This is a genomic window from Psychromarinibacter halotolerans, from assembly GCF_029168315.1.
Taxonomy (GTDB): domain Bacteria; phylum Pseudomonadota; class Alphaproteobacteria; order Rhodobacterales; family Rhodobacteraceae; genus Psychromarinibacter; species Psychromarinibacter halotolerans.
Map to the genome: position 1 here is coordinate 616,424 of NZ_JARGYD010000001.1, position 23,757 is coordinate 640,180.

21 protein-coding genes are annotated in these 23,757 nt (G+C 66.0%); 5 read left to right on the top strand and 16 right to left on the bottom strand.

Features of this window, described 5'->3' with window-relative positions:
• Positions 1-36 precede the first annotated feature (36 nt).
• Positions 37-1,407 carry an aminotransferase-like domain-containing protein gene (locus P1K30_RS02940; RefSeq protein WP_275631173.1) on the bottom strand — a complete coding sequence of 457 codons (1,371 nt, stop codon included), beginning with the start codon at positions 1,405-1,407 and terminating at the stop codon, positions 37-39.
• 96 nt (positions 1,408-1,503) lie between these two features.
• Between P1K30_RS02940 and P1K30_RS02945 the strand changes: the two genes are divergently transcribed.
• Positions 1,504-1,728 (top strand): DUF1127 domain-containing protein, encoded by a 225-nt coding sequence (locus tag P1K30_RS02945; RefSeq protein WP_275631174.1) that lies wholly within the window; start codon positions 1,504-1,506, stop codon positions 1,726-1,728.
• Positions 1,729-2,088: 360 nt separating this feature from the next.
• Entirely contained in the window at positions 2,089-2,601 is a 513-nt protein-coding gene (speD, locus tag P1K30_RS02950; RefSeq protein ID WP_275631175.1) for an adenosylmethionine decarboxylase, read from the top strand.
• A gap of 321 nt (positions 2,602-2,922) precedes the next feature.
• Here the strand turns inward: speD and P1K30_RS02955 are convergent, their stop codons facing one another.
• A complete protein-coding gene (locus tag P1K30_RS02955) occupies positions 2,923-3,360 on the bottom strand; it encodes an NUDIX hydrolase (protein WP_275631176.1) in 438 nt (145 codons plus the stop codon).
• Positions 3,361-3,666: 306 nt separating this feature from the next.
• Between P1K30_RS02955 and speE the strand changes: the two genes are divergently transcribed.
• Positions 3,667-4,521, top strand: a complete 855-nt coding sequence (speE, locus tag P1K30_RS02960; protein ID WP_275631177.1) for a polyamine aminopropyltransferase — start codon at positions 3,667-3,669, stop codon at positions 4,519-4,521.
• 141 nt (positions 4,522-4,662) lie between these two features.
• Here the strand turns inward: speE and P1K30_RS02965 are convergent, their stop codons facing one another.
• The 3 genes from P1K30_RS02965 to P1K30_RS02975 form a co-directional block, all read right to left on the bottom strand.
• A complete protein-coding gene (locus P1K30_RS02965) occupies positions 4,663-6,015 on the bottom strand; it encodes a cytochrome P450 (protein ID WP_275631178.1) in 1,353 nt (450 codons plus the stop codon).
• Positions 6,012-7,307 carry a hypothetical protein gene (locus P1K30_RS02970; RefSeq protein WP_275631179.1) on the bottom strand — a complete coding sequence of 432 codons (1,296 nt, stop codon included), beginning with the start codon at positions 7,305-7,307 and terminating at the stop codon, positions 6,012-6,014. The genes P1K30_RS02965 and P1K30_RS02970 overlap by 4 nt, the downstream gene beginning before the upstream one ends.
• Before the next feature lie 133 nt (positions 7,308-7,440).
• The gene (locus tag P1K30_RS02975) at positions 7,441-8,193 is read right to left on the bottom strand and encodes a cytochrome c biogenesis CcdA family protein (RefSeq protein WP_275631180.1); all 753 of its coding nucleotides are present in this window, start codon (positions 8,191-8,193) and stop codon (positions 7,441-7,443) included.
• A 132-nt stretch (positions 8,194-8,325) separates the two neighbouring features.
• Here P1K30_RS02975 and P1K30_RS02980 point away from each other — a divergent pair, with 132 nt between their 5' ends.
• Both P1K30_RS02980 and P1K30_RS02985 read left to right on the top strand, forming a co-directional pair.
• Positions 8,326-8,568 carry a sulfurtransferase TusA family protein gene (locus tag P1K30_RS02980; protein WP_275631181.1) on the top strand — a complete coding sequence of 81 codons (243 nt, stop codon included), beginning with the start codon at positions 8,326-8,328 and terminating at the stop codon, positions 8,566-8,568.
• 156 nt (positions 8,569-8,724) lie between these two features.
• A complete protein-coding gene (locus P1K30_RS02985; RefSeq protein WP_275631182.1) occupies positions 8,725-10,752 on the top strand; it encodes a hypothetical protein in 2,028 nt (675 codons plus the stop codon).
• Positions 10,753-10,796: 44 nt separating this feature from the next.
• On the opposite strand, the gene P1K30_RS02990 is transcribed toward P1K30_RS02985, so the two are convergent.
• The 11 genes from P1K30_RS02990 to purS all read right to left on the bottom strand — a co-directional run bounded on the left by P1K30_RS02990 (position 10,797) and on the right by purS (position 23,692).
• Positions 10,797-11,390 (bottom strand): hypothetical protein, encoded by a 594-nt coding sequence (locus P1K30_RS02990; RefSeq protein WP_275631183.1) that lies wholly within the window; start codon positions 11,388-11,390, stop codon positions 10,797-10,799.
• Entirely contained in the window at positions 11,380-13,443 is a 2,064-nt protein-coding gene (locus tag P1K30_RS02995; protein WP_275631184.1) for a glycosyltransferase family 2 protein, read from the bottom strand. The genes P1K30_RS02990 and P1K30_RS02995 overlap by 11 nt, the downstream gene beginning before the upstream one ends.
• A gap of 28 nt (positions 13,444-13,471) precedes the next feature.
• Positions 13,472-14,122 carry a hypothetical protein gene (locus P1K30_RS03000; protein ID WP_275631185.1) on the bottom strand — a complete coding sequence of 217 codons (651 nt, stop codon included), beginning with the start codon at positions 14,120-14,122 and terminating at the stop codon, positions 13,472-13,474.
• A complete protein-coding gene (locus tag P1K30_RS03005; RefSeq protein ID WP_275631186.1) occupies positions 14,100-14,288 on the bottom strand; it encodes a hypothetical protein in 189 nt (62 codons plus the stop codon). The genes P1K30_RS03000 and P1K30_RS03005 overlap by 23 nt, the downstream gene beginning before the upstream one ends.
• Before the next feature lie 50 nt (positions 14,289-14,338).
• Positions 14,339-17,128: an Rne/Rng family ribonuclease gene (locus P1K30_RS03010; RefSeq protein WP_275631187.1), complete on the bottom strand. Its 2,790-nt coding sequence runs from the start codon at positions 17,126-17,128 to the stop codon at positions 14,339-14,341.
• A gap of 579 nt (positions 17,129-17,707) precedes the next feature.
• On the bottom strand, positions 17,708-19,039 hold the full coding sequence (locus P1K30_RS03015; protein ID WP_275631188.1) for a sigma-54-dependent transcriptional regulator: 1,332 nt from the start codon (positions 19,037-19,039) through the stop codon (positions 17,708-17,710).
• A gap of 13 nt (positions 19,040-19,052) precedes the next feature.
• Positions 19,053-20,813: a sensor histidine kinase gene (locus tag P1K30_RS03020; RefSeq protein WP_275631189.1), complete on the bottom strand. Its 1,761-nt coding sequence runs from the start codon at positions 20,811-20,813 to the stop codon at positions 19,053-19,055.
• Positions 20,814-20,859: 46 nt separating this feature from the next.
• On the bottom strand, positions 20,860-21,528 hold the full coding sequence (gene purQ / locus P1K30_RS03025) for a phosphoribosylformylglycinamidine synthase subunit PurQ (protein WP_275631190.1): 669 nt from the start codon (positions 21,526-21,528) through the stop codon (positions 20,860-20,862).
• Positions 21,525-22,358 carry a PGN_0703 family putative restriction endonuclease gene (locus tag P1K30_RS03030; RefSeq protein WP_275631191.1) on the bottom strand — a complete coding sequence of 278 codons (834 nt, stop codon included), beginning with the start codon at positions 22,356-22,358 and terminating at the stop codon, positions 21,525-21,527. The genes purQ and P1K30_RS03030 overlap by 4 nt, the downstream gene beginning before the upstream one ends.
• Positions 22,355-23,398 (bottom strand): zinc-dependent alcohol dehydrogenase family protein, encoded by a 1,044-nt coding sequence (locus P1K30_RS03035; protein WP_275631192.1) that lies wholly within the window; start codon positions 23,396-23,398, stop codon positions 22,355-22,357. Before P1K30_RS03035 ends, P1K30_RS03030 begins: the two co-directional genes overlap by 4 nt.
• A gap of 54 nt (positions 23,399-23,452) precedes the next feature.
• A complete protein-coding gene (purS, locus tag P1K30_RS03040; RefSeq protein WP_275631193.1) occupies positions 23,453-23,692 on the bottom strand; it encodes a phosphoribosylformylglycinamidine synthase subunit PurS in 240 nt (79 codons plus the stop codon).
• Between the last annotated feature and the right edge of the window lie 65 nt (positions 23,693-23,757).

A 23,757-nucleotide genomic window follows, 5' to 3' on the forward strand; every position in this document is an offset into this window, starting at 1 on the left:
CAATAGCTTGCAATTACGGTATTATTATACCCCACATTAGACGCTGATCTGCTCGGGCGGATTGTCCAGAAGCTCGCGCAGTTTCTGCATCGCCGCCTCGAACCGGGCCAGCCCATGGCGCGCGTTGATCGAGATCCGCACTGCATGGGGCGCCCGCCCGTCGCGCAGGACGAACTCGTCCGCCGCGCGGACCTGAACGCCCGCGGCTTCGGCCCGCTGGCAGAAAGCGCCGGCGCGCCAGCCGGACGGCAGGCCAAGGTACAGGAACGGCACGTCCTCGCGCCATGTCAGGTCGTGGCCGCCCAGCACGTTCACGGCGGCGCGGACATAGTCGTTCATCGTGCGCCGGGCGTCGTCCATCAGCCGGGCCAGCTTCGGCGCGCGCAGCAGTTCCACCGTCAGATCGGCCAGCGGCGCGGAGATGCCGAAGAACCCATGCTCTGCCGCGCGCCGCAGACCGGCACCCCGCCCCGCCGGGGCCACGGCAAAGCCGATGCGGAGCGCCGGGGTCAGGTGTTTGGACAGGGAACTGACATACCAGCCCTGTTCGGGCAGCAGCGCGCGATAGGGCCGCCCGACCGGTGTGCCCAGACGATAGCAATCGTCCTCGACCAGTTGCAGCCCGGTGCGGCGCGCCACGTCGACGATCTCCATCCGGCGCCATTCCGGCGTGCACAGGGTCGTGGGGTTGTGCACTTCGGGCGAGGTGCACAGCAATTGCGCCCCATGCCGGCGCACCGCCTCTTCCAGCGCGCCGGGGATAAGGCCATGTTCGTCCATCGGCACCGCCACGGGGCGCGCGCGCAGCAGGTCGGCGGCCCGGCGGAACCCCGGATACAGCATCTCTTCCACAAGGATCACGGGATCGGACCCGCGCAGGATCGCCTGCATGGTCAGCAGGATCGCGTGCTGCCCGCCATGCGCCGGAACCACGTCCGCCGCGTCCAGCGGTCCAAGATGGGCCGAGGCCAGCCACCGGATCGCCGCATCGCGCAGCGGCGTGGCGACACGGCTGGGATAGTCCAGCATGTCCGACACGCCGCCCTGCTGGCCGACCTTGACCATCAGTTCCCGGATCAGCGCCACCTGCCCCACGTCGGGAAGGCTGGGGCCGTACAGGCGCATCGGCCCGTCCGGTATCGTCTCGGCCGCCTGCGCGCGCTGTTCGGCCACGAAGGTGCCGCGCCCCACGGCAGCTAGCAGCAGCCCCTCGTCCGTCAGTTCGGTATAGGCGCGGGCCACGGTGCCGGGGGTTATCCCCAGCGTCCACGCCAGCTCGCGCACCGGAGGCAGCTTTTCCCCCGTGGTCAAGGCACCGCTGCGCACCCCGTCCCGGATCGCCTCGGCGACGGCGGCGTATTTCGGGCCGGACCGCCCATCCAGGCTCGGCTGCCAAATTGTATCCATTACAATCTTTCCCTCGACTTGGTACATGCGCGATTGTACTGCTACATACGTGGCAACATCGCCTCATTGTGTCAATACAATTTGAAAGGACATCCCGTGACACAAGCACACCCGAACGACGCCCTCGGCTATCTCTCCCGCCGTCCCCTGCCGCCGATTTCCGCGGTTGCGCTGCGCTTCGTGGTGGTGCTGACCAAATGGGATGAGCGTCGCCGCACCCGACGCTCGCTTGGCACATTGGACCCGCACCTGCTGCAGGACATTGGCCTGACCAAGGGCGAGGCGCGGCTCGAGGCCGAGCGCCCCTTCTGGAAAGACTGACGCGGCTGGCGCGATGGCGCCAAAGTTACGGCGGCCGCCGGCTTTCTACTCCCCTGTCTGGTGGCCCCATCCTGGGGGCGGGTCCCGTCCCGCCCCTTTTTTGCTTGGCCAGATCCCCGCCCCAATGCCCCGGGTGCCGTGGTGTGGAAGGGCCGTCTTCGTTAGCGCCAACATCGATGACGCAGCGTCATTTACCACAGCTTCGAAAAGCCCGAAAAAAACGCTTGAACGACTCGGTTCCTGCCCTTAGATCGCCGCCACGAGCGAGGGACCGATCCCAACTTACGGGCAGCCAAGGCTGCCACGGGGGGGCGCTAAGGAACCTCTGGATTCAATCTACTGGCTAGAAGGGGACGTGTCATGGACGGCACCAACCTCTTCCAACTGGGGATCGGTCTGGAGACAGGCGCCCATGAGGAAGATTCGTGTGTCCGCATTGCGGCCACCACCGAAACGACCATTGAACGCGACGTGTTCGACGAAGACCGCGAAGATCACTTCATCCGCCGTGACGGCCGGGTGTTCGCCGGGACGCACCTCATCATCGAGGTTGTCGACGGCACGGGCTTGGACGACGAGGCCCGGATCCAGCAGGCCTTCCGCGACTGCGTGGACGAATGCGGCGCGACGCTGCTGCACATCCACACGCACAAGTTCTCGCCGCAGGGCGTGAGCGGCGTGGCCGTGCTGGCCGAAAGCCACATCTCGGTCCATACGTGGCCGGAAATCGGCTATGGCGCGTTCGATGTCTTCATGTGCGGCGATGCGCAGCCCTGGCTGGCGGTCGACGTGCTGAGCAAGGCGTTCAACACACCCGACGTGCGGGTGAAGGAACTGCTGCGCGGCGACGGGCTGGTCGAAGACGCCGCCTAAGCCGCAAGGGTTCGACGCAATACGATCCAGAGACGCTCCTGTCGCACTCACGGGACGGAGCAAGGGGTATCAGGGGTTACCCCGATTAGGCCACGCGTCTTGATCAGGCGCGTGGCCGCCACGGCCCGAGGGCCGTGAAGGGCGGGATGAGCGCTGCTTGCCATCGCGCCGCAATGACCAGAGCGCCAGCAAAGGCGACGAACAGGGCGCGTGGGATGACGCGCCCGCAGCAACCTTGAAAGACGGGATAACCCGCGCAAGGGACAGGCACAGGGTCGCCTGGCCACCGGTTTTGTCCGGTCGGTCGGGCGGCCCTTACCTTTATCGGGGCCCCGTGTTGTCCGCCGTCGTCAAGGCCCGCGACAGCACCTCGTCGACCTGCGCGGACGCCTCGTATCGCCCCGCCAGAACGTCCGCCACCGGCAGCCACGCGGCCTCGCTTACGTCGTCCCGTGGCTCGGGCTGGCCGTCGCGCCAGCGGCAGAGGATGGCGACCAGCAGATAGTGGTGCCGCACCACACCGTCCCCGTCGCGCACGATCGTGTCGAGGTTGTCCAGCCAGCCGACGGCCTCGGCCACCACGCCGGTTTCCTCGTGCAACTCACGCATTGCCGCCTCGGCGACGGTCTCGCCCCATTCGACATGGCCGCCGGGATAGCCCCAAAGCCCAACATCGGGCGGATTGCGCCGCCGCACCAGCAGCACATGCGCATCGCGCACCACGACCGCCAGCGCGGCGAGTTTCGGTCGGTTCTCCATCCCAACGGCATAGCCGGTCCGCGCAGGGCCCGAAACGCGAAAGCGCCCCGGATCGCCCCTCGGTGCGCCCCGTTGCGGGGCACACCCTACGCTTGTTCCACTTTTGCGGAAGGCGACCTTATGCTTTGCCAACGGACAGGCTACATCATCGCCGGCCTGGTGACCGCGAATGCCTTCCGTCGCGTCGAGTCGTCTCAGCAGTGGTCTTCGAACCGATGCGAACCCGGGGTGACCCTTCTCCGCGCGACGCGACAGGTTGACATCGCGGCCCGCCACGGCAAACAGGCCAAAACGGAGGATGTCCCGATGACCGACATGACCGGATGGAGCGTAGAGCGCCTGCACGATGATCACGCCCAGGCCCTGCGCGAAGAACAGGTCCACTACGACAGCAAAACCGACCACCAGCGTCTGCGGGTGTTCGAGAACCCGACCTTCGGCCGCGTCCTGACGTTGGACGGGGTGGTGCAGACCACCGAGGGCGACAACTTCATCTACCACGAGATGATGTCCCACGTCCCGATCCTTGCCCACGGCGACGCCCGCCGGGTGCTGATCATCGGCGGCGGCGACGGGGGCATGGCCAAGACGGTGCTGAAACACCAGACGGTGCAGCATCTGACGATGGTCGAGATCGACGCCGGCGTGGTGGACTTTTCGAAGGAATACCTGCCCACCCTGTCGGACGGCGCCTTCGACGATCCGCGGCTGGAACTGGTCATCACCGACGGTGCCGATTTCATGCGCGAGACCGAGGGCGGCTACGACGTCATCATCATCGACTCCACCGACCCGGTCGGCCCCGGCGAGGTGCTGTTCACGGATCATTTCTACGGCCACGCCCACCGCGCGCTCAGCCCCGAGGGCATTCTTGTCACCCAGAACGGCGTGCCGTTCCTGCAGGGCGATGAGCTGACGCACACCATGCGCGCCTTCAAAGAGCTGTTCCGCGACTGGACCTGCTACACCGCGACGGTCCCCACCTACGCCGGCGGCCCGATGGCCTTCGGCTGGGGCACCGACGGCAAAGCGCGCCACACCGACCTCGACACGCTGAAGGCCCGCTTCGACGCGGCGGCGATCGAGACCGATTACTACACGCCCGAGGTCCACAAGGCTGCCTTCGCGCTGCCGCCCTACATCTCGCGGCTCATGCCCTGACCCCGAAGAAGCGAGGGGCCCGCCCCTCGCGCTCCCCGAGGTATTTCAAAAGAGAAGAAGGCCCGTCCGCGCGCGCTTTCTTCTCTTCGTAAATACCTCGGGGGAGACGCACCGCAGGTGCGGCGGGGGCAGCGCCCCCTATTAGCGGGGACGTACGTCCAGACGGATCCCGTTTCTCGAACGCACCGTGAGAAATGCGACAGGTGTCGGGTCGTCGCCTTCGATCCGTTGAAAGCGGAAGGCCCGGACCAGAAGTGCCAGCAGCAACGGACCCTCGACCATCGCGAAGCCCGCGCCAGTGCAGACCCGGGCGCCGGATGAAAAGGGCATGTAGGCCTCGCGCAGGCATTGGCGGCCGTTCTCGGTGGTGAACCGGTCGGGATCGAAGCTGTCGGGGTCGTCCCACAGCCGTTCGTGGCGCTGCTGGTGCCACGGGCTGAGGACGATTTGCGATCCGGCGGGGATGTCGCGGTCGCGGAACTGTTCCGGGCGCGTCGTCTCGCGCACCATCATCGGCACCGGCGGGTACAGCCGCAGCGTTTCGCGGAACACGTCGCGGGTCAGGCGCAGGGTCGACAGGTCGGCGAAGGTTGGCTGGTCGGGCAGCGTCGCGACCTCCGCGGCGACGCGGTCCTGAACCTCGGGGTGCAGTGCCAGCAGGTACAGCGCCCAGCCAAGCGCCGAGGCGCTTGTTTCGTGGCCCGCAAGGAAGAAGATCGCCACCTGATCGACCATCTCGGCGGTGCCGAAGCGGTCGCCGGTCTGCGGGTCGGGAGTGGTCATGATCTTGGTGGCCAGATCGTCCGGGGCGGTGCCGGCCTTTATCTCGGCCATCCGTGCCTCGGTCAGCTGGGTGATCAGGCTGCGGATCCGCGCGGCGGCGGCGCGGGTGCGGCGGCGGTGAAGGCGCGGCATCCACGACGGCAGCGGCACGAAGGCCGCGAGGTTCAGGATCGGCTGGGTGCGCTGGTAGTCGCGGAAGCGCGCGAAGACCTCTGACGCGAGCGCGTGCTCGATCGGGATCGAGAACAGGGTGCGGAAGATGACGTCGGCGGCGGCGTGGCTGAGTTCCTCTTCGATCTCGACGGTCTGTCCGGTGCGCCCCGCCAGCCGCGCGACGCAGGATTGCCCCGCCGCCAGCATCGCCGGGAAGGTGTCGCGCAGGCGCCCGCCCTCGAACGCGGGGTCGATGATGCGGCGCTGCCGCAGCCAGGTTTCGCCGTTGGTCAGGAACACCGAGTCTCCCAGCAGCGGGCGCAGACCCTCGCCCACCCGGTTGGATTTCGGGAAGTCCATCGGGCGGGCGTTCAGCACCTCGCGCACAAGGTCGGGCTGGTTCACCAGATACGAGCGAAAGAACGGCGTCCGGAACTCGGCCATCCACGCGCGGTACAGGCGCGCCGGTTGGGCCGACAGGATGTCTTGCCGGAACAGCCGGAGATAGCGCCAGAGCGACACGCGCCCGGGCCGTGACGGCGGCTTGGGCGGGATCATGCGGCCATGCTGGTGTGCGCCGAGACCGCCACGTCGATGCGCGAGCGCGAGGGTTCGCGACCGGCATATCGCGCGCCCAGCGTCAAAGGCCCGGAGGTGATGCGGAAATAGTCGTAATCGCGTGGGCGGTCGAAGGCGCACAGGTATTGGAAATGCAGCCGGAAGAAGCGCCAGCGCAGCGCCTTCCATTTCTCTTCCGACAGCGCCATCGTGAAGGCGGCCGAGAACACCAGCGGCCATCGCTTGCCGCGTGCCGGGGCCACGCCCGACACCGCCACCGGGTCACACAGCGCGAAGGCGCAGCCGTCTCCGGGCGCCGTCACGTCGATCCAAGTCAGTTCCTCGCGCTGCGACAGGTAATGCAGGTCGGCGCGCAGGCGGTCGGCCTTTGGCAGGAAGGACACCATAGGCACCACCTGCCCCAGCGACAGGAAGGACAGCGCCGGCCCGTTGGCGGGCACGCGTTTCTGGCGGATCAGGTTGGCAAGGATCGAGACGCCAAGATGCGCGCCCGAGCTGTGGCCGACGACCAGCACCTCGTCCACGTCGTCGTTAAGCGCGTGGGCGATCACGTCGGTGAAGTCCTTCAACCGCGCCTCAAGATCGTCGGGATAGGCGCCGTCGAGCTGACAGCTGTGGGCGTAGTCGTGCATCAGGTAATAGGCGAACAGCTTGCCGTCGCGCGCCTTGAACCAGCGCAGCACGCCATACCCCGCGGCCAGCAGGCAGGCCCACCACAGCACCGTCAGCGCGCCCGACCAGATCGCGCCGTCCGCCGTCGCGCCGAACAGACCAAGCGCGAAATCCGCAAGCCAATCCAGCCCGCGTGTCACGACCGTCCCGGCCAGCGCGCCGAACACCAGTGCCACCAGCGCCTGCGCCAGCAGCATGGCCACCGGGTAAAGCGCCGCGATCACCGGGCCCTTGCGCATCCACATCAGCCGCCGAAGCGTGCCGCTGCGGGTATAGGTCCACGCGGTACGGACAAGCTGCAGGTAGGTGGCGCCGATCCCGTTCGACATTGAAGCCCGCACAAGGTCGGACCATACCAGAACCTCGACCTGCGCCTGAACGCGGTGGCCGTCCATCGTCGCGGCCACGTCCCATCCATAGCGGTCGCCGCTGCGGGGGGTGATCCCGATCTCGTACCCGCTGATCCCGGCCTGTTCGGCGGATTCGGTGCGGTACAGTTCGCGGTAGCGACGGGGGTGAATCGGGTCGTAGCCGGGGATGTAGAACACCCGGCGGCGCGAGACGGGAACAGGCTGTGGGCCACTCGGATCAGGAGCCATTGGACGGCCTTTCAGGTTCCGGGCGAGATTAGCGCAGAGGTCCCGTGAACATAAGCCGACGAAAGTTTACCCACGATGAACGGGCGACAAAGTGATGAATATGCGTCGGATTGTTCGCGCCCGACGCGACTGTTCAGCCGATGGTGGCCAGTGCCGGGAATTTCTCGAGCAGCCAGAACGAGAACGCGGTGAACTGTCCGGTCAGCATCATCAGCCCCACGGTCCACAGCAGCAGGCCCATGATCTTCTCGATCCGGTCCATGTGGCGCTTCATCCAGCCCATCACCCCTTGCAGGCGCGGGAAGAACAGCGCCACCAGCAGAAACGGGATGCCCAGCCCCAGCGCGTAGATGCCCAGAAGCGTGGTGCCGCGCGTCAGGCTGGCCTCGGACGCGGCCAGCGACAGGATCGCGCCCAACTGGGGGCCGATGCAGGGCGTCCAGCCGAAGGCGAAGGCAAGGCCCAGCACATAGGCCCCGAAGGCGCTGCCGCCTTTGTCGCCGGCTTCGACCCGCAACTCGCGATCCATAAATCCGATGCGGTAGACGCCGATGAAATGCGCGCCGAACACCATGACGACGGCCCCTGCCCCGACCACGAACCATTCCTGGTTCTGCAGGAAGAACGACCCGAAGGCCGAGGCGGTGAAGCCAAGGAACAGGAAGACGGTCGACAGACCCAGCACGAAGAACAACGCCGCCAGCAGCACACGGCGGCGGTCGCCGATGCTGCCCTGCATCTCGCCCATGCTGATGCCGCCCATGTACGCCAGATACGGCGGCACGATGGGCAGGACGCACGGCGACAGGAACGAGATGAAGCCCGCCGACAGCGCGACGATCATCGCGGGGAGAAGGCTGGCGTCGAAGATATCAATGCCGAACATGGGTGTCCCTGTGACTTTGCCGGGCGGGTGTCTGGCCTGCATAGCCCGCGTCCCGCGCCGCGTCACCTGCCCCAAAGGTCACATCCCCGTGGACTGTTGCCTGCCGGACCGCCTTTGCCTATCACGCGGCGCATGGACACCACGATCCCGTTTGATGCCGAACTTGACGCGCGGGGGCTGATTTGCCCCCTGCCGGTGCTGAAATTGCGCAAGCGCCTGCAGGCCATCGCGCCCGGGCAGGTCATGCGTGTGATGGCCGACGATCCGGTGGCGGTGATCGACATTCCGCACTTTTGCACCGAGGCGGGCCATGTGCTGATCGACAGCACGGTGTCCGATGTCGAACAGGTTTATTTCATTAGGAAAACCGGCTGATTTACGCCGATCCGACGATTTGCGTCTTCGCGCTGGCAAGGGCATTATGTCGTTCAAGCCGGCGCATGGGGGTCAGTGCGAAATCCGGCTTCGATCTTAGGGGGATCGCGGCAAGTGAGTGGAATTCCTTCGGAAAACCAGAAGGTCCTGCAGGAGATGAGCTGGGAGGCCCGTCTGGAGCGTGCGCGCGCCCAGCGGGAATCGGTGCTGCGGGCCAAGGCTGCCGAGGGCAACGAGCCGAAACCGCTTGTGGACAAGTCCGCGCTGCGGCCCCCGGACCCGTCCGAACCGGCCGAAGGCAACGCCCCGCCCACGACGCCGGCGGACATGTTCGTTTTCGGACCCGCGCCGGAAAATCCTAAAGCTCCGAAAGCCGACCCTGCCGCGAAACCCGAGCCGGCTTCGAAGGCCGCTGGAACGGCCGGGCCGCCCCAGAAACCAGAGACACCAGAGGCACTAGAGGCAGACGCCAAGCCCGGCCCGGCCAAGACACCGCGCCCCGGTGCGAAAACCGCGTCCGCGTCCGCCTCGGCCAAGCCGCGCCAGGCACCGCCGAGTCGACCGGCTGGTCCGCGCGCCGCGTCGGTTTTGAAAAAGCCATCGCCCGCGCCGCGTGCCGCGTCTCCTGATCCGACGTCGAATTCGGAGGCACCGCTGGGCGCCATGCTGGCCTCGGGCGCGCTGTCGCCGGATCGTAAGAAATCCGAGAACCGCATCCAGAAGCTGCCGCCGGTGATCCTTGCGCCAGAGCGCCGACCGCGCTCGCGCCGCAGGCGGGCCGTGACCGTCGCGCTGGGCTTCTGCGCGGGGGTCGGTGTTGGTGTGGGCGTTGGCGCGCTGACGGTCATGCTGCGCACGACCGGCCCCGGGGACGAGTTGCTGGCGGTGGATCAGCCCGACGCCGTAGTGGCCGAGCCTCCCGCCGCGCCTGACAACGTACCGGCTGTAACGCCTGAAACGGATGTCGCCGACGCGCCGACGGACACGCCCGGGGCCACGCCCGACAACGTGCTGACCAACATCCAGCCGACCTCTACGTTTGTGTCTCCATCCCAGCCCGGTCCCGAAACCACTGCCGACCTGCCCGGCACCAATCTGCCCGGCTCTCCGGTGCAGCCCCTTGAACTGGTCGCACCGGATCTGCCGACGGCCGACCCGGCCCCTGAGATCCCAGAGCAACCGTCCGCAACCGATCTGGCCGCCGCAGAGGCCCCCGCGCCCGCGGACACGCCGACGGAAGGCCCGGACGCGCTGGCCGTGCTCGACGGCGGCCCGCTGACGCCAGAGCCGGATATCCAGCCCGCGCCGCCTGCCCCGACATCGGCCTCGGTCCCGCCCCCGGCACGGCCCGGCGATCTTTCGGTGCCCGCCCCCGCCCAGCGGCCCGAGGTCGGCCCGGCCCACCTGCGGCCCGAAACCTTCGCGATGGCGGAACCCCCCGCGGTACGGCCGCCCGAGGGCGCGCCCTCCCCGTCGGACCATCCGGCCCCGTTCACCGATGATGCCGCGCCCGAAGAGAACCTGCGCGCGCTGGGCCGGCCTGACGACCTTACCGCCGCCGCGACCCCGGGTGCGCTGCCCGGACTGGACGCCCCGGCGCCCCCGCCCGAGGTCTTCGCTTGGGCATCGCCGCCATCGCTGGACACTCCGGGCACGCGTCCCGCGCCGATGCTCGCCTCTGCGCCCGCCGATCCGCCGTTCCGCAGTGCACTGGTGCTGCTGGGCGCCACCGGAACCAGCGGCATGGCGCCCGCCACGGACCCGGTTCCGCCGACACCGATAGTCCCGGGTCTTGGCAACCTTGCCGTCTGGATTTTCGCGGAACCCAGCGTCGACGCCCAGATGGTCCAGACCACGACCCGGATCGTCGAGGATCTGGGCCTGCCGGTGCGCCGCGTGATGCGGGTCGATTACCAGATCTCGGAAAATCAGGTCCGGTTCTATGACACATGGGCCGCCGAAGGCGCCGGTCTGCTGGCCGACGGGCTGCACGCGGCGGCGCGGGATTTTGTCAGCTCTGGCTACAACCCGGACGGCGGCGTGCTGGAGATCTACCTTGCCAACGAGGACTCGGTATATCCCCCGTTCCGCCGGGACGGCGCCACCGGGGCGACTGTCGTACAGCCGGAAACCGTCGAAGAGAAACTGCGGGACAGCCTGCTGTCGAAACTGCGCGACGGCTGAACGACCACCGGCGCCGGAAGTGTCCGGTCGGCGCTGCGGCTGGCCTAGACCTCGGACGGGGTAACCAGTTCCAGACCCAGCCAGTGCATCAGCTGCGCCAGTTTCGGCGGGGCGCCGTCCAGCACGATATGCCCGACCTCCTTGCCGGCACAGCACAGCGCGACGACAAGGTTCTTGGTCATCTCGTCCATCTGGAACGCATCGAGGTTGGTGCGCACCAGCCCCCCAAGCGGCCCGCCGATGTCATCGAGGCTGATCCACGTCAGAACCTCGCCACCGTCGACGAAGGTGCGCGGATCGCGCGGTGCGGTGAACCGCGTCGGCGCCACGACAAGATCGCCGCCCGCAAGGTCGCGGCGTTCGGCGTTGTACTTGGACGGGTGAAGCTCGATCCCGAAATGTTCCGAGATCGCGGCGCACAGCGGCACGTTCAATTCGGCGTTCGGCAACGTGGCCGAGGTCATCGGGTGATCCCCCAGCGCGATCAGTGCCGCCACCGTGCTAAGCCGTGGGCAGGGAAAGCGGTCGACGCCCCAGAACCGCAGTTCTGACAGGAAGGGCACCGTCTCGAACGGGCCCGCGCCGAACCGGATCGCGTAGTACTGGCGGTCGCGCGCGTAGTGGAAGCTAATTTCCATTGAAACTCCCGCGCTTGCCGCCGTTGGACACGGCGATGAAATCGCCGGTGGTTCCGGCATTCGCCATGCTCAGCGCATGTTCCAAATCTGTGACGGATTTGTAGGTTCCCAGCATGACGTGGACGCCTTCCTCGGGGTGGTTCACCGCGAAGAAGTTGATCCGCCCCAGCCCGAAGCCCAGGACCGACCGGGGCAGCGCGGCCAGCGCAGAGGTCATGTCCGGGTACGGGCGCGAGATTACGCGGCGATGCCCCTGCGCCACCACCAGCGCGCCAAGATCGCGCAGCGCCGGGTCGCTGGACAGTTCGGCGTCCGACACCACGTCGACGCCGCGCAGGTCGCGGTATTCCGGCAGCCGCTGCATCACCTCGCCGGCGGTCAGCGCCTTTGCCGAACGCAAGACCAGCCGGGTGTCATAGCCATAGCCCCGATAGGCTGGCACGAAGGCAAGCCCGCCCGCCTCTTGTTCGGTCGCGCCGCCTCCGGCGCCGAAGATCGGGTCCAGCCCCAGCGCCAGCGCCGTCTCGACATCAAGGTCGATGCGGAACGCGCCGAAGTCGTCGGGCAGATACGACAGCATCTCGCGCATGGTGGGAAAACCAGCGGACCACAGCTTTTTCTCTTTGCGGGCGCGCACCGCCGCAAGGAACGACCCGCCCATGAAATACTTGTACGCCGCATTCGTCCGGCCCGAGACGTCGCGCTGGATTTCGGGGCCAGTGGCCGACACGCTGGCGCCATGCAGGCGGCGCAGGACGTGAAATTGACGGGTGTGCGGGATGTTCAGCCCGGCCAGCGCCATCCGCGTGTGCAGATGGTGGTCCGAGCTCAGCACAAGGCTTTCGTCGTAGCGGATCCGCTGCATCGCGTCGCGCCGGTAGAAGCCGGTCCCATGCAGCGAGACCTTCCCCTGCCGGCGCAGCAGGTCGTTGATGTCGCGCGACTGGCCGATAAAGGACTTTAGCCCGCCGGTGGATTCGTCGAACTCGATCCAGCTGGAATGACAGCCGTGCGCGCCCTCGTGGGTGGTAAAGCAGTCCAGTTGATCCTCGAACCGCGACGGGAACGAAAAGTCGTCGTCGTCATGCACCGCGATGTAGAACCCGCGCGCCGCATCGGTAATCCGGTTGCGGGCGGTCGGGATCGAGGGGTCGCCCAGCGTCAGCAGCCGGATGTCCAGCATCGGAAAGGCCGCCTGCAACGCCGGCAGGTCCAGCCGCGCCCCCTCGGGCGTGCCGTTCTCGCAGATCACCACCTCGAAATCCTGCACCGTCTGCCCCGCCAGCCCGTTCAGGCAATAGGCAAGGTGATCGGCGCGGTTGGTGCGGTCGATGGTGGCGATCGCCACGGTGATGGCCGGTCCGAAGGCGTCGGGGTTGCGATAATCCGAATAGCGAAACGGCCGCGACCGGAAGATCGAGGCGTCGGCGAGCAGCGTCTTCTTGTGATCCTCGGTAAACTGACCCTGCGCCCGGGCATCCGAATAGGGATGGCGTTCATGCAGCACCATGTCCGACCTAAAGACATCCACCCGCCGGCCATACCGCCGCAGCCGCTGGCACAGGTCGTTGTCCTCTCCTCCGTAGTCGAAATACCGGGTGTCGAAGCCGCCGATCTCGATCACCGCCGCGCGGCTGAACAGGTTGCAGCAGCCCTCTCCCCAGCTTGGGCGAAGCCGCTTACGGGACACGCGCCCGTCGATATAGTCGAAGTCGGTTGCTTGCAGATTGACGAAATCCGCCTGCCCGTCCGCGACCGACCGGGCCAACCCGGCCAGCGTGTCGTCGGGCAGCAGCAGTTGAACGTCGGCGTCGATTTTCAGGACGACGTCGTTGCTGGCTTCGGCGATGCCGATGTTGTTGGCCTCGGACAGGCACCAGCGCCCAGATTCGACGCGCACGACGCGGCAGCCCTCGACCTGCCCCAGCGGTTCGGCAGACCCGAAGTCGACAAGGATGATCTCGGTGATGCTCGGCAGGTCCCGAAGCCGGTCAAGGCAGGCACCAAGCCGTTCAATCGACCAATCGCGAAATGGAATGAATGCTGAAATCATGGGCGTCTCGCGGGACGACGGCCCGGGCCTAGGCCTCGGAACTCAGGTATTGTTCGATGGTCGCGATCTCGGTGGTGCAGAACAACTGTCCGGTCGGCAGGCCAGCCTCGGTGGCGGCCGTCACTTCGGTGACGGGCTCGGCTTCGGTGTCCTCGCCCCCCGCGTCGCCGGTGTCGGCGGCGAGTTCGTCATCGGCTTGGTCGACCTGTTCGTCGGCAGTGTCGTCCACCAGATCGACAAGCGTTTCCTCCTCGGCGGGCGCGTCCTCGGCCACGTCTTCCGCCGCAGGTGCCGGTGCCGCGACCACGGTGGGCGTTCCCAGCCCGCCGCAGGCAATCACAAGGTTCTCGGAGCCGTCGTTGAATTCGATGCTGTCGGCGTTGACCACGCAGGTCAGCAGGGTCGCGCTGGCGACCCCGTCCAGCAGCGCCTCGCGCGCGGCGGTGACCGACATCTTCCCTTCGACACCCGTGAACGCGACAACGCCGCTGGCTTCCAGCAGGTCGAGGAATTCCAGCGTCTTGGCCATCAGGCTGTCGGCGTCCGGCTCGCCTTCGAACAGGTCGGCACCGCAAAGTTCCTGCGCCGCGCCGGTGATCGGAGCGATCGCGGCAGTCAGCGAGACCAGCCCAAGCCGCGCATAAGAAAGAGTCGTACTAAGCTTTCTGAAATCGGACATCGAATAACCCCTCACCCGTGCTGGATGATTGCGGGATTTCGAACAGATTATCAACCACATCTCGCCCGCGGCGCATGTAGCGCGCGAAGTCGCCGGTGTGTTTCGCTTTTAAGGCGATTAAGAATTTGCGAATGCCACCAAAGGGAATGTAATCGGGGTCGGACACGAAAAAGGGCGGCCCGTGGGCCGCCCCTGTTCTGTGCTGTGGTCCAGACCTTAGCGGCCCATCGACCACCAACCGCGTCGCTTGGGCTTGGCGGGGGCGTCCGCTTCGGCGGAGTCCTCGGCCATTGCGGGTTCAGGCGTCTCGTCCTGCGCGGCGGCCGGGGCCTCTTCCGTACCGGTCTCATCCGTGCTGTCCTCGGCGACCGTTTCGGGCTCGGGTTCGGGCTCTGCCACCGGCGCCGGTTCGGGCTGTTCATCCGTCTCGGGTTCCGCAGCGGGCTCGGGCGCGGGCGCAGCTTCTTCTGCGACCGGCTCTGACGGGGTCTCTGCCATCTCTTCCGCGGCCGGAGCTTCAGCAGCAGGTGCCTCGGTCACGACCTCCGCAGCCTCGGGGACGGCGTCCTGCGCGACAGGCTCTGCGGCCTCCGGCGTTTCGGTCGCGGCCTGTTCCGTGCTGGTTTCGGACGTATCCGACGACTTGCGCGAACGCGAGCGCGACCGACGGCGGCGCTTGGGCTTCTCTTCGGCGACTTCGGCCTCGTCCCCTTCGGGCTTGGCTTCGGTCGCCTCGGACGCATCGTCCTTGGCGGCCTCTTCCTTGGCGGGCTTCGGCTTGGCCTCGTCGGACTCTTCGGACCCATCCGAGTCTTGCGTGTCCTGACCGTTGCCGTTCTCGCCGTTGGACCCGTTCTCGCCGTTGACGTTGCCGCTGCCACGACGGCGGCGACGCCGGCGACGGCGCTTCTTCGGCTTGTCGTCGCCGTTGTCGTCGCCCGAGTCCTCGGAGGACGTGTCGACCTGATCCTCGGTGGTGTCCTCTTCCTCGACCTCGTCGAGATCGGCCATAAGTTCGGCGGTTACGGAAACCACCGGCGCGGCCTCGGCCACCGGACGGGTCGCCGTCTTGAACTTCTCGATTGAGAAGTCGGGCGAGATCAGGTGCGGGTCGGCCTCGATCCGGACCGACATGCCATAGCGTGCCTCGATCCCGGCGACATGCTCGCGCTTCTGGTTCATCAGGAAGTTGACGATCCCGATGGGCGCCTTCAGCAGCACTTCGCGCGTTTTGCGGCGGGTGCCTTCCTCTTCCAGCTGGCGCAGGATCGACAGCGCAAGGTTGTCGTCCGACCGGATCAGACCGGTGCCGTGGCAGGACGGGCAAGGCTGCGTGGTTGCTTCAAGCATGCCGGGACGCAGACGCTGACGCGACATTTCCAGCAGGCCGAAGCCCGAGATCCGGCCCACCTGAATGCGGGCGCGGTCGGTCTTGAGCTTGTCCTTGAACTTCTTTTCGACCGAGGCGTTGTTCTTACGCTCTTCCATGTCGATGAAGTCGATGACGATCAGGCCGGCAAGGTCGCGCAGACGCAGTTGGCGGGCGATTTCCTCGGCCGCCTCCATGTTGGTCTCAAGCGCGGTTTCCTCGATCGAGCCCTTCTTGGTGGCGCGGCCCGAGTTCACGTCGATGGCGACCAGCGCCTCGGTCACGCCGATGACGATGTAGCCCCCGGACCGAAGCTGTACGACCGGGTTGAACATCGACGAAAGGTACGATTCCACCTGATAGCGCGCGAACAGCGGCATCGGTTCAGAGTAGTTCTTCACGTTTTTCGCGTGGGACGGCATGATCATTTTCATGAAGTCCTTGGCCACGCGATAGCCGGCCTCGCCCTCGACAAGAACCTCGTCGATGTCACGGTTGTACAGGTCGCGGATCGACCGCTTGATGAGGTTGCCTTCCTCATAGATCTTGGCGGGCGCGATGGACTTCAGCGTCAGTTCGCGGATCTGTTCCCACATCCGCTGAAGGTATTCATAGTCGCGCTTGATCTCGGACTTGGTGCGCTTGGCACCGGCGGTCCGCACGATCAGGCCCGCGCCATCGGGCACGTCGATCTCGGTCGCGATCTGCTTCAGCTTCTTGCGGTCGGCGGCGTTGGTGATCTTGCGGCTGATGCCACCGCCACGGGCGGTGTTGGGCATCAGGACGCAGTACCGGCCGGCCAGCGACAGGTAGGTGGTCAGCGCGGCGCCCTTGTTGCCGCGTTCTTCCTTGACGACCTGTACCAGCAGGATCTGCCGGACCTTGATGACTTCCTGGATCTTGTACTTCCGGGCACGCGGCTTGCGCGGGCGGCGGATTTCCTCGGCGACGTCCTCTTCCGCGACGGATTCGATCTCGGAATCCAGTTCGGTCGCGTGATCGACCGCCGCATAGGGCTGGTCGTCGTCGTGGCTGTGATCGTCGTCGTCGTCGTGATCATCGTCGTCGGACACGTCGTCCGCGGCGGTGGCATCGGACGCGTCAGACTGGGTCGCGTCTTCGGCAGCGTCCACCCGTCCGGCGTCCGAGCTGTCGACGGTTTCGTCGCTGTCGCTCTCTTCGCCAAGGTCGACAACGCCCATGCCGGGGATGTCGTCGCTGGACACTTCGCCGGTTGCGACGGCGTCATCCGACTTGACGGTTTCCGCCTTCTCGGCCCTCGGCTTACGGCGAGACCGCGACCGGCGCTTCTTGGGCGCCTCGTCTTCGTCCTCGTCCTCTTGCGCCGCGTACGCGCGTTCCTCCGCAAGCAGGGCTTCGCGGTCGGCGACGGGGATCTGGTAGTAATCGGGGTGGATTTCGGAGAATGCGAGGAAACCGTGCCGGTTGCCGCCGTATTCAATGAACGCCGCCTGCAGCGAGGGTTCGACCCTGCTGACCTTTGCCAGGTAAATATTGCCTGCTAGCTGGCGCTTGTTTTCCGTTTCAAAGTCGAATTCCTCGACCTTGTTTCCGTCGACCACCACAACGCGGGTCTCTTCCGCGTGGGTGGCATCGATAAGCATCTTCTTTGCCATGTAGTCCTTGGGCACCGCACGTCGAAGCCGTCGCCCGGAGGCGCGGCTAGTTTGTGGATCGGTGTTTTCTGGGCGAATGCTGGCGCGCGACGCGACTCGATGACCGGCCCGCTGGCCAGTTCACCTGTCATGTATCGTCCTGCGCGCCTCATCGCGGTTCTTCTCCGGCATCCGGTGTTACGGACGCCAACTAGGCCCGGCCGGTGACGGCTTTGCGGGCGATTCCCCGGCCCCTGCGGGCCTGGTTTTGATCTCATGAGTTTCCCGGCGGGGGGCCGATGGTTGGAAAAACATGAAAATTCAATTCGGTAGGCGGTCGCGAAGTTATCGTTCGTCCCGCGCTAAGATGTAACATAAGGGCGAATGTATCCCCAATACAATGATGAATGTGATCCGACCGTACAGTGTTTGGAAACATTGGTAAGGTCGAATGGCGTTCACCTTGCACAACTGACGCGCGCAACGCGTCTTGGGCCGCAACGCCGCGTTTCATTCGCACGTCCCGCGATGCCACGGCGCGGCCTGCGCGTCGGACGCGGACCCGCAGGCTGTCCGGCCTACAGGTCCGCAACCGTGTGTTTACAGGTAGTCAGAGCGCTGAAGATTGTACTTCGCCATCTTCTCGTTCAGCGTCCGGCGCGGCAGGCACAACTCGTCCATCACCGCGACGATGGACCCCTTGTGACGCCGCATGGTGTTGTCGATCAGCATCCGTTCGAACGCCTCGACATATTCTTTCAGCGGCTTGCCTTCGGTCGTCATCACCGGCTGCTGTTCGTCGCTTTCGGCCATCAGCAGCGATGCGATGGTGCCGGTGCCGCGACGGTTCTGCAGCACGGCGCGTTCGGCGACGTTGATCAGCTGGCGGATGTTGCCGGGCCACGGCGCTTGCAGAAGCTGCGCGGCTTCCTGTGCCGAAACCTGCGGCGCGTCGCAGCCGTATTCATCGGCGAACTGTTCCGAGAAGTGGGTGAACAGCATCAGGATGTCCTCGCCCCGCTGGCGCAGCGGCGGCAGGGTGATCTTCATCGCGGCGAGGCGGAAATACAGGTCGGGCCGCAGCACGTCCTCGCAGGTCTTGCCCTGCTCTTGCAGGTTCGAGATCGCGACGATGCGGGTCTCGGCCGGGGTGCCCTGATCGTTCATCCACGACAGCAGCCGTGCCTGCAGCTCTTGCGGCAGCGCCTCGACATCCTCAAGCACCAGCGTGCCGCCGCGCGCTTCTTCCAGCGCCGGAAGGCCGCTGCCGTCCTCGACCGGGCCGAACAGCTTGCCAGCCAGCGAGTCCTTGTCATGCGCGGCGCAGGACAGCAGGACGAACTTCTTGCCCGCCTTGGCGCCCACCGCGTGCAGCGCGTGCGCCACAAGCGTCTTGCCGGTGCCGGTCTCGCCGTCGATCAGGACGTGTCCGTCCGCCTGCCCGAGATCCAGAATGTCTTCGCGCAGCCGCTCCATCACCGGCGACGCGCCGATCAGCTTCTTCATCAGCGTCGAGCCGTCCGACAGCTCCTTGCGCAGCGCGCGGCTGTCCAGGATCAGGCGGCGGCGTTGCGTGGCCTTCTTGGCCAGATCGGTCATCTTGTCCGGGTTGAACGGCTTTTCCAGAAAGTCGAACGCGCCCACGCGCATCGCCTCGACCGCCATCGGCACGTCACCGTGGCCGGTGATCATGATGACGGGAAGCGCGCTGTCCACGCTCATCAGCTTCTTGAGAAACTGCATCCCGTCCATGCCGGGCATCTTGATGTCGCTGACCACCGCGCCGGGATAGTCCGGCCCGAGCGACTTCAGCGCGTCCTCTGCGCTGGCAAAGGTCTCGGTGTCGAAGCCGGACAGAGCCAGCCACTGACTGATCGACTGACGCATATCCTGTTCGTCGTCGATGATGGCAATTTTCATAGCCTGCGTCATATTTTTTAGTACCTCATTCGGCAGCCTTAACGTCCGCATCGATGAGCGGAAGTCGTACTTCGAAAACGGCGCCGCCCACCCGGCCGTTCCTTGCATATAGTCTTCCGCCGAGCTCCTTCACGATGCCTGACGAAATCGCAAGGCCAAGGCCGACCCCGTCGCCGGGGGCTTTCGTGGTGTAGAAGGGCTCGAACAGGGACTCGAGATCCTCGATCCCCGGACCGTTGTCGCGGACGGTGATGGTGGCGATCTGGCCCACCGTCAGCAGGATGTCGATCGAGGGCTCTGCCGTCTCTTTGGTGGCGTCCAGCGCGTTGCGCAGCAGATTGATCAGCACCTGCTCCAGCCGCAGCCGGTCGGCAAGGATCATCACCTGCTGGTCCGGAAGCGACCGCGTGATGCGGACCTTCCGGTCCTTCAACTGCGGCTCCATCATCGACAAAGCCGAGGAAATACAAGCCCTTGCGTCCAGCGGTTCGACCGCGGTGCCGCCCTTGCGCGCGAAGCTTTTTAGCTGCCGAGTTATGGCGCCCATCCGTTCCAGCAAATCGTCGACGCGCTGGAAGCTTGTCAGGGCCTCTTCGGGGCGTCTGCGCTGCAGCAAAAGCTTGGCCCCGGCAAGGTAGGTTTTCATCGCCGCCAACGGCTGGTTCAGCTCGTGGCTGACGCTGGCCGACATCTCGCCAAGCGCCGCGAGTTTCGAACTTTGGGCCAGCGTCTGCTCGGCCACTTCAAGGTTCTTTTCCACCCGTTCGCGTTCGGCGATTTCTCGCTGCAGTGCCTCGTTCAGCTGGCGAAGTTCCGCTGTTTCTTTCTGAAAAAAGATCGATCGTGCCAGCGCGCGGCGGCTGGACAGGTAGAACGCGCCGGCCAGCAGGATGGCGAAGAACATGATCTCAAGCGCCAGAACGCCGTTCACCCGTTCGCGCACGCTGCCGTAGGTGGTGAAGGTCACCATGCGCCAGCCCCGGAACGGGATGCGGTTTTCCAGCCGCATCAGCGCACTGCCGCGATAGAACGCCTCGGTCGGAAGGGCGGCCCAGTCGGCGGTGGCGCGGATCGCCCGTTCGATGGCCGATGGCGCAGACCGCAGTTTCAGCGCCTCTTCCTCGGTCAGGCCGCGCCAGCGGGGCTCTGTCGACAGGATGATGCGGCCCTCGCTGTCGGTGACGATCACCGCGTCGGAAATCGTGGACCAGCTTTGTTCGTACTTCCTCAGGTCGACCTCGACCACGATCACGCCGATCAGCTCGCCCCCGGCTTCGATCCGCCGCGAATACGAGAACTGCATCGCACCGCTGTCGTTCTGGACCGCGTTGAACACCGTGTCGTTGGACCGCAGCGCCTCGATGAAATAGGGGGCCTGACGATGCGCCGACCCGATCCGGCCCCGGTCGGTGGCGGCCACGGTCCGGCCGCTGGCGTCCAGCATCATGATGGACGCGGCGCCGATTTCGTCCATCACCGAGATCAGGCGCAGCGAGGTCTGGCTGAAGTCGGCCGAGTTCAGCGCCCCGATCAGCACCGGGTCGCGCGACAACAGAAGCGGCACGATCGAGTTCCGCTGCAATTCGCTTTGCAGGTTACCCGCGTACAGCGTTTGCCGCACCTCGGCCCGGTTCTTTGTCGCGACCGTGTAGCGTTCGGTCAGGAACTGGTTGGTGATCCAGACCACCGCGACGGCGGCGCAGATGAACACGACAAGGAACGCCCGCACCCGCCATGACAGCGCGGTGCGCACGGATTCGGTGCGCGTGTCCTTGGTTTCGGTCATTGCGTCAATCTAGAGCGGCGGCGCACCGTGCTCAAGCGCGGCGCGATCAGGCGGCTTCCACCAGCCCGGCCACTGCGCGGAACACCGCCGCCCCGTCGGTGCCGCCATGCGCGTCGTCCACAGCGCGCTCGGGGTGCGGCATCAGGCCCAGCACCCGGCGATTGCCCGACAGAACGCCCGCGATATCGGCCACGGAACCGTTCGGGTTGTCGGTATAGGTGAAGGCGATGCGGTCCTCGTCCTGAAGCTGTTTCAGCGTGTCGGGATCGCAGACATAGTTGCCGTCGTGGTGCGCAACCGGCAGGTGGATCACCTGCCCGTCGGAATAATCGCGGGTGAAAACGCTGTCGGTCGTCGCGACGCGCAGGCCCACGCTGCGGCAGATGAACTTCAGCCCCGAGTTCCGCATCAGCGCACCGGGCAGCAGGCCGGTTTCGGTCAGCACCTGAAAGCCGTTGCAGATGCCGATGGCATGGCCACCGGCGTGCACGAAGTCGGCCAGCGCGCGGGTGATCGGCGACTGTGCCGCGATCGCGCCGCAGCGCAGGTAATCGCCGTAAGAGAACCCGCCCGGCACCCCGACGATGTCCAGCCCTGCCGGCAGCGCGGTGTCCTTGTGCCAGACCATCGTGACCTCGGCGCCCGCGCGCTCGAAGGCCACCGCAAGGTCGCGGTCGCAGTTGGAGCCGGGATAGACGATGACGGCGGCTTTCATGTGGCTTTCCTCTCGTTCAAAACGACCCCGTAGCGCCTTTGCAGCGCGCTGGCATGGGCCTGAACCCAATCGGTTTCGGCGGTGCTCCAGTTATCCCAGAGTTCCGGGTAAGACAAATAGGAGAATTGCGGCGTTCCGCCTGATACGCGGTCGGCGAAGTCTTGCAGTTCCTGCCTATGGCGCCGGCATTCGGGGATTTGGTCCGCATCCCCCGGTTCCCAGAAGACATAGAGCAGGCGAGTTGAGTTTTCCCGGAACGTGTGCGCGAGCCCGAACGCATGTTTGACCAACTGTGCGGCATCAAGGTGACGGTAGCTTTGGGGGTCCTCTGACAGTCGAAGCATCTCTGCGAACCACGGACCGTCGCGCAGGTGATCTGGCAATTCGGTCCTGTAGCGGGCCGAAAAGGCCGCCCGGTGGGGCGAAAAATACTCCAGTAGCTTCGATTCCACACCCACGATCACATCCTTCGAGGTCACAAGAACATCGAGGTTCGGTGGCTGTGCGCGCGCCAGTCCGTTCGGGCATTTTACTTCAAATGCGATACTGCCGGCAGCCGGCAGATTGGGCATACGAAACGCGTTGAGCTTGCGTCGGAACGGGGCGAAGCTGTTGACCGCCAACGCTGAAGAGGAATGAGGGGCCCGAAACTTGCCCTCCAATTCTTTGCCAGCTCCGCCGCTCAAATCGTCACGGAAATCTTGGTCGTCCACTCCATCGACAAGATTGTCCGCGAGCGAGACGACATAGCCCTTTTCATCCAGCGGGCAGTCACGCTCGCGAAGAAGGGCGTCTTGAAGGGCTGCCCTTGCTTTGCGGGATGCGCTCATGACGAGAAATCGGTGATGACGGCGACGCCCGGGGGGGCGGGTGCGTCGAAGGCGGCAAGTTCGTTGCTGGCCTGCGACAGGCCGATGCGGCGGGCGATCAAAGGGTTCAGGTCCACCTGCCCGCCTTCGATCAGCGACAGAAGGCTGGGATAGCGGTGGGCCGGCATCCCGCGTGTACCATAGATCGCCAGTTGACCGGAATAGACGGCATCCATCGGCAACGGCATCGTGACGTGGCTGCCGGCGGGCATTCCGACCTGCACCATACGTCCGAGTTTCCGAAGCGATAGCAAGGCGTTGCGGGTGGTTTCCGCGATCCCCAGCGCCTCGACGGCGACATGGGCGCCGCCGCCGGTGATCTCGCGCAGGTGCGCGACCGGGTCGCCCTTGGACGCGTCGATGGCCGCGTCGGCGCCAAGGTCCTGCGCGTGGTCCAGCTTTTCGCCCACCACGTCGACCACTGCGACGCGTGCGCCAAGCGCCCGGCCCAGCAGCATCGCGGACAGCCCGACCCCGCCGGTGCCCCAGACGGCCAGCCACTCGCCCGGCTTCAGCGCGGCGCGGCCGGTCAGCGCATGCCACGCGGTCGTCACCCGACAGCCAAGGGCCGCGGCAAGCGCCGGGTCCATCGACGCGGGCAGACGGGTCAGGTTGACGTCGGCATGGGCCACGGCGATGCGTTCGGCAAAGGCCCCGGCCACGGTGAAGCCGGGCACGACCTGCGTGGGGCATGTCGTCTGGTTGCCGGACTGGCAGGCGGGGCATTGACCGCAGGCAAGGATGAAGGGCGCGATCACCCGATCACCGGGCGACCAGCGCGTGACGCGCGCGCCCGTCTCGACCACGATGCCGCAGTATTCGTGCCCGGGAACATGCGGCAGCACGATATCGGGATCGGTGCCGGTCCACGCGTGCCAGTCAGAGCGGCAGACGCCGCAGGCCAGAACCTCCAACACAACGCCGTCTTCGGGACAGACAGGATCGGGAAGGTCCTGCACCGACAGCGGCGCGCGGTATTCCGTCAGGACGGCCGCCTTCATGCCGCCACCCCGGCGGGCGAACGGCGCGTGGGCATCGTCCGCACCCGCCGCATGTCAGTCGATCTCGATCTCGTAGCTTTCGATCACCGTGTTGGCGAGAAGCTTCTCGCACATCGCGGTGACGCTGGTGCGGGCGGCGTCGGCATCGGTCTCGGCCAGATCGATCTCGATCACCTTGCCTTGCCGGACACCTTCGACCCCGTCGAAGCCCAGCGATCCAAGGGCGTGGCGCACGGCCTCGCCCTGCGGGTCAAGGACCCCGTTCTTCAGCATCACCTGAACACGCGCTTTCATGTGCATACCCCCGGGGCCCGGCCCGTTGTCTTTGTCGTCAAGGTCTCGAAGTCAGCGAACCACAC